General features: G+C 42.7%; 10 protein-coding genes. 3 read left to right on the top strand and 7 right to left on the bottom strand.

Going from position 1 to position 13,552, the window contains the following annotated elements:
• The first annotated feature begins 91 nt into the window (after window positions 1–91).
• Entirely contained in the window at window positions 92–814 is a 723-nt protein-coding gene (locus NH454_RS03865) for a 3-deoxy-D-manno-octulosonic acid kinase (protein WP_253038267.1), read from the top strand.
• On the opposite strand, the gene hldE is transcribed toward NH454_RS03865, so the two are convergent.
• The 3 genes from hldE to NH454_RS03850 are packed head-to-tail and all read right to left on the bottom strand — an operon-like array spanning window position 804 to window position 4,352.
• The gene (gene hldE / locus NH454_RS03860; protein WP_199526333.1) at window positions 804–2,243 is read right to left on the bottom strand and encodes a bifunctional D-glycero-beta-D-manno-heptose-7-phosphate kinase/D-glycero-beta-D-manno-heptose 1-phosphate adenylyltransferase HldE; all 1,440 of its coding nucleotides are present in this window, start codon (window positions 2,241–2,243) and stop codon (window positions 804–806) included. The genes NH454_RS03865 and hldE overlap by 11 nt on opposite strands.
• The gene (locus NH454_RS03855) at window positions 2,243–2,833 is read right to left on the bottom strand and encodes an SIS domain-containing protein (RefSeq protein ID WP_135926088.1); all 591 of its coding nucleotides are present in this window, start codon (window positions 2,831–2,833) and stop codon (window positions 2,243–2,245) included. The genes hldE and NH454_RS03855 overlap by 1 nt, the downstream gene beginning before the upstream one ends.
• 31 nt (window positions 2,834–2,864) lie before the next feature.
• The gene (locus NH454_RS03850) at window positions 2,865–4,352 is read right to left on the bottom strand and encodes a capsule assembly Wzi family protein (RefSeq protein WP_253038266.1); all 1,488 of its coding nucleotides are present in this window, start codon (window positions 4,350–4,352) and stop codon (window positions 2,865–2,867) included.
• A 153-nt stretch (window positions 4,353–4,505) separates the two neighbouring features.
• Here NH454_RS03850 and waaA point away from each other — a divergent pair, with 153 nt between their 5' ends.
• Window positions 4,506–5,765, top strand: coding sequence for a lipid IV(A) 3-deoxy-D-manno-octulosonic acid transferase (waaA, locus tag NH454_RS03845; protein ID WP_253038265.1), 1,260 nt, complete (start codon window positions 4,506–4,508; stop codon window positions 5,763–5,765).
• A 45-nt stretch (window positions 5,766–5,810) separates the two neighbouring features.
• Window positions 5,811–6,353, top strand: coding sequence for a DUF1415 domain-containing protein (locus NH454_RS03840; RefSeq protein ID WP_253038351.1), 543 nt, complete (start codon window positions 5,811–5,813; stop codon window positions 6,351–6,353).
• Window positions 6,354–6,417: 64 nt separating this feature from the next.
• Here NH454_RS03840 and NH454_RS03835 read toward each other — a convergent pair whose 3' ends face one another.
• The 4 genes from NH454_RS03835 to purL all read right to left on the bottom strand — a co-directional run bounded on the left by NH454_RS03835 (window position 6,418) and on the right by purL (window position 13,428).
• Complete coding sequence (locus tag NH454_RS03835; protein WP_135926091.1) at window positions 6,418–6,753, bottom strand: YdbL family protein; 336 nt, start codon at window positions 6,751–6,753, stop codon at window positions 6,418–6,420.
• A 9-nt stretch (window positions 6,754–6,762) separates the two neighbouring features.
• On the bottom strand, window positions 6,763–6,945 hold the full coding sequence (locus NH454_RS03830; RefSeq protein ID WP_054551055.1) for a YnbE family lipoprotein: 183 nt from the start codon (window positions 6,943–6,945) through the stop codon (window positions 6,763–6,765).
• Window positions 6,938–9,409, bottom strand: a complete 2,472-nt coding sequence (locus tag NH454_RS03825) for a YdbH domain-containing protein (protein ID WP_253038264.1) — start codon at window positions 9,407–9,409, stop codon at window positions 6,938–6,940. Before NH454_RS03825 ends, NH454_RS03830 begins: the two co-directional genes overlap by 8 nt.
• Window positions 9,410–9,543: 134 nt before the next feature.
• Window positions 9,544–13,428 carry a phosphoribosylformylglycinamidine synthase gene (purL, locus tag NH454_RS03820; protein WP_253038262.1) on the bottom strand — a complete coding sequence of 1,295 codons (3,885 nt, stop codon included), beginning with the start codon at window positions 13,426–13,428 and terminating at the stop codon, window positions 9,544–9,546.
• Window positions 13,429–13,552: the final 124 nt, after the last annotated feature.

The following is a 13,552-nucleotide window of genomic DNA, read 5'->3' as shown; positions in this document are numbered from 1 at the left end:
CTTAAATTAACTTGATGCTAATGCAAGCACTTATGCGAAAAGCTAAAAATACGGTAAGATAGCGCTAATTCTATTTAATCTTGAAGTTGTTATGTTCGAAACTCAGCATCTACAAAACACCACCCTTTTGTGTCACCCTGACTATAAAGATGAGCTCACGCAACAGTGGTTCGATGCCAGCTACTGGCAACAACAAGAAAAAATAGTTGGCGCAAAAAAAGGCCGAGCAACAGCGTGGTTTTTTAAACATCAACAGCTCACAGGTGTTCTGCGCCACTATTGGCGAGGAGGACTCGTTGGTAAGTTACTCAGCGATCAGTACCTATACTTTGGCTTAAAACAAACCCGAGTTTATAAAGAATTTACACTAATGATGCGTTTGCGTGAGCTTGGCCTGAATGTGCCCACACCGATTGGGGCCAAAATTAAAACCAGCGGCTTTATCTATCGGGGCGATATCATCACCGAGGCAGTGACAGGCGCAAAAAGTGTATTAGATATTTTAATCACGCGCCCACTAAGCCAGTCTGAACTCAAAGCGATTGCAGCCACCCTCAGCGATTTTCACAATCACGGGGTATACCACGCAGATTTAAACATCAATAACATCTTGTTCGATGATACAGGCAAGGTGTTTATCATCGACTTTGACCGCGGCGAAATCAAAAAGCCGCACCCTAGCTGGCAAACAGAGAATATTAAACGCCTTGCTCGTTCATTTGCAAAAGAGCAAGGCCGTAACGAACAGATGCATTGGCGACAAAGTGATTGGCAGTCACTAATATGCGACTACCAAGCTTTGCTTAAGACTTAATCTTGCTAATTACGTTAGATGTTGAGCAACCATTAAGAAACTCAAGCACTTCGACTTTACCGCCATGGCGTAATACATGATCAGCTCCGGCAATTTGGTCAACAGTGTAATCGCCACCTTTTACTAGTACATCGGGGCTAATTTGCTCAATGAGCTTAGCTGGCGTGTCATTCTCTTCAACGCTACCAAATGGAATAACCCAGTCAACAGACGCCAGCGCACTTAAAACCATGGCACGTTCATCGAGTGGATTAATTGGTCTTTGTGGACCTTTTAAGCGAGTGATAGACTCGTCATTATTTAAGCCAACAACAAGCCTGTCACCACGAGCTTTTGCCTGTGCAAGATAGCGTACGTGACCTGCATGAAGAATATCAAAACAGCCATTAGTGAAAACAATTTTTTCACCATTTTGTTTGGCAAACTCAATATGCTGAAGTACATCTTCAAACGGTGTTTGATAATGCTCGCCAGTTTGCTGTAAATATTGACCAAGCTTACGGCTGAGTTCTTCAGGCGAAACAGTGGCAGCTCCAAGCTTGCTTACAGCAATACCTGCTGCAAGGTTGGCAATTTCAACCGCATCTTTTGCTGCCATACCAGCGCCTAGCATCACTGCTAATGTCGCAATTACAGTATCGCCGGCACCGGTTACATCGCTTACTTCAAGCTGTTGGGCTGCAAAATCATGTTTTTCTGTCTGACTAATTAACGACATACCATGCTCTGAGCGCGTTAATAGCATCGCAGCTATGCCCGCTTCACTAATTAATTTACGAGCACTGTCAGTCAAGTTTTGCTCAGAGTCCGTCAAACCACCAGCAAGCTTAAACTCATTTAGGTTAGGCGTAATATAGTCAGCACCACGGTATAAGCTTAAGTCTGATGATTTAGGGTCAATAAGCACTGTTTTGCCTGCTTTCTTTGCAACCTGAACCATTTGTTGGATTAAGCTCAGTGAGCCTTTGTTGTAATCAGAGAACAACACAAAGTCATAATCATCCAATACTAGCTCTAGGCGATTAAGTAATAATTGACTGTGCTGCTCAGTGAAGGTTTCTTCAAGGTCTAAACGAACAACTTGCTGATGACGACTAATAACACGCATTTTAGAAATTGTCGGTAAGTCACACACACTTACAAGTTGCGAATCAATTTTTTCTGAACTTAAGATGGTTTCAAGAATTTGCCCGCTTTCATCTTCACCGACTAAACCTAATAGGCCAACTTTACCGTCTAAACGAGCAATATTTTTTGCGACGTTTGCTGCACCACCGGCTTTGTCTTCAAATTTACTCACTTTCACTACCGGGACCGGTGCTTCAGGTGAAATTCGCCCAGAATCGCCATGCCAGTATCTATCTAGCATGACATCACCAACAACTAAAATACGTGCCTTTGAAAGGTTTTTTAGTAACGCTAAATCCATTACTTTTGCTCCGCTACAACCATATCGATGGCTTCACATAGCCAATGCCCGATGAACATGTGGGCTTCTTGAATACGTGCGGTTTCATCATTTTTAATAATAATAGGTAACTTAGCGATGTCTTTTACTTTGCCACCATCTCGGCCTGTTAATGCTACGGTAAAAGCGCCGATTTCATTAGCAGCAGCAAGCGCTAAATTAATATTAGGGCTAGTACCCGAGGTAGTTAAGCCAATAACCAAATCATCTGGCTTACACAGGGCCTGAACTTGGCGCTCGAATACAGTATCAAAGTGATAGTCATTGCTGTGCGCTGTTAAAATTGAGGTATCAGTAGTCAGTGCGATTGAAGCAAGTGGACCGCGCTCTAATTTATAACGCACCACAAACTCAGCAGCTAAGTGCTGTGCATCTGCCGCACTTCCGCCGTTACCAAACCAAATGACTTTGCCACCCGCTTGCAAAGCACTGTGACATGCTTCAAGTAATTGCATCACTTCTGGGTGGTAGGTCTCCATCGTTTCAAACAACATTTGATGGCGATTTAAACTTTCGAGGTAGCTTGCCGCTACAGAATCAAGATTAGACATATAAATTCCTTAAAAAGTATTAACGGCTTACTTACCAAAAATAGGCAACAGATAACCACGTATAGTTATCGCCAAATACATCTTCGCCATAGGTAAGAGTTGTCTCTAATGTATGCTCGTTTAATTGGCGTGTATTGCTTAATTGCAGTTCAACGGCACGCTCATAGTCTCCGGTCGTTTGACCCCACTCATTTAGGTAATTACTTTCGTTTTCTATCAGTGTGAGCTTACTGCGCCAAAGTGAACGGTAGTTTTCACTATAAGTTAACTCCATGCTGTGCACTTGCGTCGGTGGCGCATCTGCATAAACCCTCGCAACACCATTCGCATGTAACTCAGTATAACGTTGATCAGCCGCATAATGACCCGTTACAAAACCACCCACTGTATTACCATATACTGGATAAATCTCATTGACGTACCACAGGCTGTGCATGTTGGTATATTCATACCTAAGCGACATTGTATTACTCAGTTTTGGCAAGAAGAAGCCAAAATTGCTAACAGTATTACCAAATTGGTAGTTTTTGTGGTCTTTTGTGTCTTCACCACCATATTCAAAGTAAAGTTCAACTGGCATTCCCCAATTAAAATTCACCGTACTGGTAATTGTTACGTATTGGTCACCTAACTCATTATCTTTACTACCAGTGAGCCCTGAGTTGTCATTACCCGCAGGATCAAAAAATGCATCGACCACATCACCAACATCGACTTTGCGGGGGCCCCCACCAAACTGCATCATACGATTAAGGCCCAGCTTCCAACCATCAAGCGGCTCAATACTAAAATGCGTCCCAGCGAGCTTTGGTGTGCCGCTATGGAGCTCATTTTGATAAAGAATACCATTATCGACATGCTCAAGCTCAGAATAATAAAGCTCAAAATCAAAATTCCACCAATTGTGGGCTGGTTTTACCATACCCAATGAAATCGAAGGTGCTGTTTTAGCATTGGTAGAAATAATCTGCGCAGAATGTTTAAACGGCGAGAACCAGTGTTCTTTATAACCAAGATTTAACTGTAAATCTTCGCCAGCAAAACTTATAAACGAATTATAATTTACAAATTTATTAGCTTTGGCTCGGTAATCTACACCCACTTGTACCAAGGTATAATCATTAGCACGCCAAATACCTTCAAAAAAACCTTGCCCCCATTCATCCGAGCTTAGGCCTCTTTGATTCGCTATTTTCTTTGCATTATCCGTATCTACTTGTAGTTTTACACCGACACGAGTCACTGCATCATCACTTTGATATGGCTTTATTTTTGAACGAATAGCAGCAACTAACCCAGGCTCCTCCTTTTCAAGTACAAGAAGTGCTTTCTCTACTTCTGCTAAACGATATGGTTTAGCCATAGGAGTGCCAATTGTTAGTGCAAACAAAGTATCTAATTGATGATCAAGCTGTGCGTCCATGCCAACAGGTAAATAAGCGGTGGGTGTTGCATATAAAGGCATAGCGCAACTTAAGAGAGCACCTACTACCGAGGCTTTTATCATTTTAAATTTCATAACTGCTTCGTTTATTTAATAAGTAATCGAAATACTACCAAATTACCTGAAACTAAACACTTAAAACTCTCATAGATAACCCTATTTAACATTTTATATTTAGATAGCGTATGTTCCACGCTATCATAGGGTTTTATTCATATAGGCTAACCAATGGCGCGTATTATATATTCTTTACTCCTATACATTTTGAGTCCGCTAATTGTTTTTTACTTATATGTTTTGCGAGGTAAGAAAAACCAAGGCTACCGAATGCATTTTGCTGAACGCTTTGGCTATGCAGATTTATCGCGCCACGATATTGTTTTTCATTGTGCCTCTGTAGGTGAAGTGCTAGCAGCAACCCCGCTTATTAAGGCAGTTCAATCCGAACACCCTGCGCTTACGATTTTAGTAACCTGCAATACCCCAACTGGCCGCGAGCAAATAAAAAACAACTTTAACGATACTGTTAGCTGCTGTTATTTACCGATTGATTTTTTCTTCTCTACACAGCGTTTTTTAAAGCGTATCAAGCCAAAGGTACTGTGTATTTTAGAAACAGAGCTGTGGCCTAACCTTATGGCTCAAAGCAACAACACCGGCACAAAAGTACTTGTTTTAAATGCCCGGCTTTCAGCTAAATCACAGCAAGGCTATCAAAAGGTGATGCCATTGACTAAGCTGATCATGCAATCAATTAGCGACCTTGCTAGTCATAATCAAGATGATGCCAAACGTTTTATTGAACTAGGTTTAAAACCTGAAAAGGCTCGCGTGTTTGGCTCAATTAAATTTGATATCACGCCGTCAGATGAGCAATTAAATAAAGTCGCAGCACTTAAAAATCAGTATAACAACGAGCGCTTTATCTGGGTTGCAGGCTCCACTCACCCTGTTGAACATGAGCTTATTTTAAGTGCTCATAAAAAGCTGTTAAAAGCCTTGCCCAACGCTCTTTTGATTATTGCTCCGCGTCACCCCGAGCAATTTGATAAAGTCGCGGAGATATTAAAAAACTCAGATATGAGCTTTAGCCGTCGCAGTGCAGATAACTATAACAACCAGCAAGTTGTGCTAGCGGATACGTTAGGCGAGCTACAATGCTTATATGGAGTGGCAAACATCAGCTATATTGGCGGTAGTTTAATAGAGCGAGGCGGCCATAATCCGTTAGAGTCAGCAGCGTTTTCGGTTGGCGTATTAGCAGGCCCTCATACCTATAACTTTGACCATATATACCCTGAGCTTATTAGTGCTCAAGGAGCTAAAATTGTCACTGATGAAAACCAACTTGCTGACACGCTTATCGCTTTGAGTAATGATGCAGAACAGACCATAAAGCTTGGTCAACAAGCTGCAAAATGCGTGGCTAATAATCAAGGTGCTATCAGTAAAACGGTTAATTTAATTGAGCTTTACTTAGAAAAGTAAAATAGAGACATAGAATAGAGAAATAACGTGACTTCAAAGCAAGTGATGAATCGCCCAGAAAAACAAATGCGCGAATGGGTATCAAGTGTAATCGTGAAATACAATTTCTGCCCGTTTGCCCGCAAAGAAGTTGAAAGCAATTGCATTCATTATCAAATCAGCCAGTCTATTACACTTGATGATGCGGTAATGGATATGCTTGAGCAGTGTAGCGAGTTAGACCAACAAGCACAGCGTGAAACAACCCTGTTGATGTTTGAGCAAGGCTTTAAGGATTTTGAAGAGTTCTTAGATTTAGTCGATTTAGCCAATGCACTTTTAGCTGCGCAAGGTTATGAGGGTAAGTATCAAATAGCTAACTTTCATCCTGACTATGTGTTTGCCGATAGCGATAACAGCGATGCTGCAAACTATACTAACCGCGCACCTTATCCAACACTACATTTGATCCGTGAAGCCAGTATGAGCGAAGCGTTAGATAACTACAATGAACCTGAGTCTATCCCAGAGCACAACATTAAACTTGCAAGACGTAAAGGCATCGACTTTTGGCAGCAGCTATTACAAAGCTGCATCGATAAACGCTAACGCCTGCCGGCGTTATAAAGATAAAAAGCCAGCAATGCTGGCTTTTCTAATTTAACTTAGTGAGTTATTTTTTTACCCACTCACCGTTCACTTCAATGTAGTGGCCCGGCTTAGTTTTCTCGATAGTTTTAGCAGCTGCAAGTGCTTCTACCTGCGCTAACGAAAGGTTATTCTTTTTCGCTAGCTTTAAGTACTGCTCTTTGCGCTTTGCATTAATTTCATCAACGACTGCTTTTGCTTCACTATTATTAACCACTAAACCTAAATAGCCTGAGCTATCTTCACCCACTAAGCCTTGGCTCTTTGCGTCATCAAGGCTAATAGCCCACGCAGAAAAAGAGAAACAAACAGCACTGATCAAGGTGATCACATTTAGTTTTTTAAGTTGTAATTTACGCATGTGTGCTCCTTAGAATAATTCGCTGTCATCACTGAATAAGGTATCAAGTTCTTTATCCACTTTTACGCGGATCTCATGGTCAACTTTTACATTTAAGTTGATTGTAATCGGCTCTTTTGCTGCCACCTCAACACGGTGAGTACAGGCACTCAGCATGCCTACTGCCGTCAGCATTACTAACCACTTAGCCATCATTGCTTCCTTTTTTTGCATACTCTTTCTCAACTTTTTGAGTAATTTCATCACTTAAACGCAGCGCTCTAAGTAAAGTAAATACATTCTCTTCATGGTTATAATTAAAGTTCACTGCTTGCTGCTGCGCTTCATTATAACCTTCTAAATTAACACCTAAATGTAACCAACCATCAGGTTTGAGGTTAACACTGCTGCGTAGTTTTTTAATATCTAAATTCTCAAGTAAACTCAGCGTGGTACTCAGCTCCTGTTGCTGCGCTTTTACAGCTTCAAAACCCGCATTATTGGTGATCAGTAATTTACCATCACCTTGATTAACTAGCTGCCCTTGCTTTACCTCTATTCCCTGTTTGCTTATAACAACAGGTAAGGTGCCCGCTAAGCGCCCGCTTAAACTAATTCCAGACTCAGCATCAAGGGTGACTAATTTGCTGGCATCAATATTTTCAAACTTAACGGTCGCGGTTTGGTTGTCACTCAGTGGGCAGTATTTATTCACCACAAATTTGCCGCCCATAACTTGACCGGTTAGATCAGCTGCGCAAGGCTGATTAGCCGTTACCTGCAACTGACCCTGCATATTTTTGACCACAGCACCTGCGCGCAGTTCATTGAGTGTAAATTTAGTCGCTGCAATATTAAGCTTCCCTGAATTAAACGTCCCATCTAAATCCACGGCAAAATCATTTGCTAGGTAGTCATTATAAAGCGCACTGAGTTTATTAATGTGAACACTACCTTCTGCTTGCTGAAGATTTACATCACCTTTAATAATCCCTGAAACCACCCCATCAGTGATGGTTGCAAGGGGCTCAAACTGAGCAATTATCGGATTAAGCTTGGATACTGCCTGCTCAGGTATCACCAATTCAAATGGGTGCGCAACCTTAGACATATGATGGCTAACAAGCGCTTCAAAGCCATCAGCAAACACATGATGCGTTGCCTGCAAGGCGCGGCTTTGTAAGGCATTTGTAACGACAGACAACTTATTTAAAGTAAGTTCAGGTGTTGATAATTTAGCAGCCGTGGTTTTGGCATCAATATCAGCAAATAATTCCCCCACACTGAGATCTGTACTAAGGGTTAGCTCATTACTGATTTTTGCTGCGTGAATATCATTATAATTTAATGATTTAACCTTACTGTTGGCTTTAACAATTAAGTGTTGCTCGGCATTATGCTCAGCCTCAATCGTGCTGGTAAAGTCAGCTATCTGAGCACCTGATATAAGCGCGTTTTTAACACTGACATTTGCGTTCAATCTAGCAGCTATCGGGCTAGAAAATAACTCATCAATTTTTAGCTTTCCTTTAGCCCCAATACCCTCAACCAGAACACCGTCAGCCTGAAAATCTAAAAATGCAGGGAGTGAATCAAGTGACAGTTGAAAATCAGCGCTAACGTCACTTTCATGCAAATGCGCATTTAGCTTAAGCTCATCAATATCTTTACTGTTAAAATCAATACTAACTTGGCTATTAAGTGATGCGAGCGGATCCTGTAAAGAAAGGGTCGTATTACTGACTGTCACTTCACTTTGCCCTTCAGTTGCTAGCAGTTTTACGATTGGGACTGATAGCTGCTCGGCTTCTACACTAACTGGTTTTTCAATGTGTAACTGCCAAGTAAGCGGTAGCTGCGCTTCAATAAATGATTGATGCTGTTGGTCTGTGATGATGCTTAAACACGCTTGGTTTGCGCTAAGTTGATTTTGTAACGCTGATAAATCCGCAGATAAATGCTGTTGGTTTAATTGATACTTCGCACTCAGTTGCCCTTCAGTGGTAAAACCTAGGTCGCATTGCGCTAGAGCATGCTGATAACTTGCATTGACGGTGCTTTCAATTGCAACCGTAATACCATCAAACTTAACCTGCGATTGAGTGCTAAAATGGCTGCTTGCTGGCAATGTTATGAACCGCCTAGCTACTTGCTCATCAAGGGTGAGATCGGCTTTTATTTCATAATTAGATATTTCAACATCTGCATTAAGATCACGTGAAATCGTAAAATGGTTTAAGCGTTTTTCTTGTATTGCCAACCTAACAGGGCTATCGGTAAACGGTGAGACTACATCAAGCTGCTCAATGCTTATTAGCGGTCTTTGCTCTGGTAATACTAAAGCGAGCTTTTTAAATTCAGTCTGTGCTGATTCTGGTTGTTGTTTATTTGCAAGGTCGCTAACGATGAGATTAGCGCGAGAAACCCTAACCTGTTGCTTGTTAGCAAGGATGCCAGCTAACTCTATTTGCTGCCCTTGATAAGTTAAGCATAATTTCTCGATATTTAAATCAAGCTGGCTGGTCAATGACCAATCAATGCAGTGAAGCTCAGCGCCATTTTTACTAAGCATAGGCGTTAAGTACCACGATGTCAGTGGTAGCCTGAACAGATACGCCAACAGCAGCATGCTTAGCACAATACCTAGCAACCCTACGCTTACCCGCTTAAAACTCAAAAAACTCTCCTTGCCTTTGAACTTACACTTACTAGCACCATTATAAACAAAAAGGCTGCACTTAATAGTGCAGCCTTTTTAGTTTAAACGGTTTGTATGAACCTAGCTTGTATAGCTAGGTATATAGCTAAGTTCTAGCCAACGTTTTTACGTGCGTTGCGGAACATACGCATCCATGGGCTATCCTCTGTCCACTCATCTGGGTGCCATGAGTTAGCAACAGTACGGAATACACGCTCTGGGTGCGGCATCATAACCGTGGCACGACCATCAGTAGAGGTAATACCTGTGATACCTTCAGGCGAGCCGTTCGGGTTAGCTGGGTATTGCGTTGTTGGGTTACCGTAGTTATCAACAAACTTCACTGCCACAGTGCCTGACTCAAGCGCAGCTTTAACTGCATCGCTGTTAGCGAATTCAGCATGACCTTCACCATGAGAAACAGCGATAGGCATACGAGAACCAGCCATACCGTTAAAGAATACTGATGGGTTTTCTTGCACTTCTACAAGGCTAAAGCGAGCTTCAAAGCGCTCTGACTTGTTGGTTACAAAACGTGGCCAGTGCTCAGTGCCTGGGATCAATTCTTTCAATGTTGAAAGCATTTGACAGCCATTACACACACCTAGGCTGAATGTATCTTCGCGGTGGAAGAAGCTTTGGAACTGCTCACGCGCCATCTCATTAAATAAGATTGACTTAGCCCAGCCTTCACCAGCACCTAATACGTCACCGTAAGAGAAGCCACCACATGCCACTAAGCCTTTAAATTGCTCAAGTGTTAAACGACCTTCAAGGATGTCGCTCATGTGTACGTCAACCGCTGCAAAGCCTGCACGGTTAAATGCCGCAGCCATTTCTAAATGAGAGTTAACACCTTGCTCACGTAGAATCGCCATTTTCGGCTTCGCACCAGTTGCAATGTAAGGCGCAGCAACATCTTCGTTTAAATCAAAACTTAGTTTTACGTTAAGACCTGGGTCTTTTGCGTCAAACTTAGCGTCAAATTCTTGCTTAGCACACTCAGGGTTATCGCGACGTGCTTGCATTTGGTAAGTTGTTTCAGCCCAAATAGTGCGAAGCTCAGTACGCGTGTGGTTAAGCACCACATCATCACCACGAGTGAATACCACACGGTCATCAGCGTTTAATGTACCAATTTCATGGCTGATAGCTGCTAAGCCGTGAGCAGCAAGAACGGCTTTCACTGCATCTAAATCAGCGTTTGCCACTTGGATAACCGCACCTAGCTCTTCATTATAAAGCGCTTCGATGTCTGAACCTGTAAGGCCTGCAAGGTCAACAGTAACACCAGTGTGACCAGCAAATGCCATTTCAGCGATAGTTGTGAATAAACCACCGTCTGAACGGTCATGGTAGGCAAGTAACTTGTTATCAGCAACAAGCGCTTGCATTGCTTCATAGAAACCTTTTAATAACTCAGGGCTATCAACATCAGGTGTTACATCACCTAATTGCTTATAAACCTGTGCAAGGCTTGATGCACCCATACGGTTTTGACCCGCACCTAAATCAACTAATAATAGTGATGACTCACCTTTATCAGTGCGTAGCTGTGGCGTTACTGTTTTACGCACATCTTCAACACGACCAAAGGCAGTGATGATTAGTGATAATGGTGCAGTAACCGATTTTTGCTCACCGTTTTCATCCCATTGAGTTTTCATCGACATTGAGTCTTTACCCACAGGGATTGTTAAACCAAGTGCCGGACAAAGCTCTTCACCTACCGCTTTAACAGCTTCGTAAAGACCTGCATCTTCGCCAGGGTGACCTGCAGCAGCCATCCAGTTTGCAGATAGCTTGATATTTTCAAGGCCACCGATGTTAGCACACGCGATGTTCGTTAATGACTCAGCCACAGCTAAACGAGCAGAAGCTCCATAGTTTAACAGTGCAGCTGGTGTACGCTCACCTAGTGACATTGCTTCACCGTGATAAGTATCAAACGCAGCGGCTGTTACCGCACAGTTTGCTACTGGCACCTGCCAAGGACCCACCATTTGGTCACGCGCAACTAAACCTGTTACCGTGCGGTCACCAATGGTGATTAAGAATGTTTTTTCAGCAATCGTTGGTAAGCGTAATAAACGTTGTGCAGCATCTGCAGCATCAATGTTTGCAACGTCTAATGGTTGCGATTGTGCTTTTTTAGAATCAACTTCGCGGTGCATTTTTGGTGCTTTACCAAGTAAAACATCAAGCGGTAGGTCAACAGGGTTGTTACCAAAGTGGCTATCTTCAACCGTTAAGTGGCGCTCTTCTGTTGCTTCACCGATAACCGCGTATTGTGCACGTTCACGTTTACAGATTGCTTCAAAGCGCGCGAAGTCTTCAGCTGCAACTGCTAATACGTAACGCTCTTGAGATTCGTTACACCAAATTTCGTGTGGTGCCATACCCGGCTCATCGTTTGGAATATCACGAAGTTGGAATTTACCACCACGACCACCGTCGTCTACAAGCTCAGGGAATGCGTTTGAAAGACCACCTGCACCCACATCGTGAATGAAAGCGATTGGGTTTGCATCACCTAACTGCCAACATTTGTCGATAACTTCCTGACAACGACGTTCCATTTCTGGGTTTTCACGTTGTACCGACGCAAAGTCTAAATCTTCGTTCGATTGACCTGATGTCATACTAGACGCAGCACCACCACCAAGGCCAATGTTCATTGCCGGACCACCTAGTGCGATAAGTTTTGCACCAACTGGGATTTCACCTTTTTGAACATGTTCAGAACGAATGTTACCTAAACCACCTGCAAGCATGATTGGCTTGTGGTAACCACGTACTTCTTCACCGTTGTGGCTTGATACTTTTTCTTCGTAAGTACGGAAGTAACCAAGTAAGTTAGGGCGACCAAATTCGTTATTGAATGCCGCGCCACCTAATGGACCTTCAGTCATGATATCTAGTGCATTAACGATACGACCAGGCTTACCAAAGTCGGTTTCCCATGGTTGCTCGTAACCAGGAATACGAAGGTTAGATACAGTGAAGCCCACTAAACCAGCTTTTGGTTTAGAACCACGACCTGTAGCACCTTCGTCACGAATCTCACCACCAGAACCTGTTGATGCACCTGAGAATGGCGCAATCGCTGTTGGGTGGTTATGAGTTTCAACTTTCATCAAGATTTCGATGTTTTCTTGATGGTATGCGTACTCGCCTTCACTGTTCGGGAAGAAACGACCCGCTACTGAGCCCTTCATTACCGCTGCGTTATCTTTGTATGCAGATAACACATTTTCAGGGTGTTGCTCGTAAGTGTTTTTGATCATTTTGAACAATGATTTTGGCTGTTCGATGCCATCAATTGTCCAATCAGCATTAAAGATTTTATGACGACAATGCTCAGAGTTTGCTTGTGCAAACATAAATAATTCGATGTCGTTCGGGTTACGCCCTAACTTTTGGAAATTTTCTACCAAGTAATCGATTTCGTCATCTGCAAGCGCAAAACCTTGCTCAACATTGGCTTTAGCAAGTGCTTCACGGCCACCACCTAAAATGTCAACTGATGACATTGGACGCGGTTCATCGTGGCGGAATAATTTAGCTGCATCAGCCATATCCGCATGCGTTGCTTCAGTCATACGGTCGTGTAATAACGCTGCTACTTCAGCTGTTTGCTCAGCTGATAGATTACCTTCAACGTAGTATGCAATACCACGTTCAACACGGTGAACTTGGCTTAAGCCACAGTTGTGTGCGATGTCGGTTGCTTTTGATGCCCAAGGCGAGATAGTGCCAGGACGCGGCGTTACAAGAATTAACGTGCCTGCAGGGCTGTGCTCTGCAATCGTTGGACCATAAGTAAGCAGCTTTTCAAGCTTTGTTTGCTCATCTGCTGAAAGCTCAGCAGTAAGATCAGCAAAATGCATGAACTCAGCATAAACGTTAGTGACTGGAAGTTGTGCCTGTTGGCAACGCGCTAAAATTTTCTGAACTCTAAAATCGGAAAGTGCTGGTGCACCACGAAGGATCAACATAGGTATTTTCATCCGGGGTTAGGGATTGAACGATATTTTAGGCGCGTATTATAGTGCAAATAACGTCTAGATTTAACTCAAAATTGCGCTTTTATTTAAATAATCTTCATAACCGCGATTATGG

It is taken from the genome of Pseudoalteromonas sp. Ps84H-4, from assembly GCF_024124645.1.
Taxonomy (GTDB): Bacteria; Pseudomonadota; Gammaproteobacteria; order Enterobacterales; family Alteromonadaceae; genus Pseudoalteromonas; species Pseudoalteromonas lipolytica_C.
The sequence above is the reverse complement of the archived record's forward strand: the minus strand, read 5'-3'. Positions and strand labels throughout refer to the sequence as shown.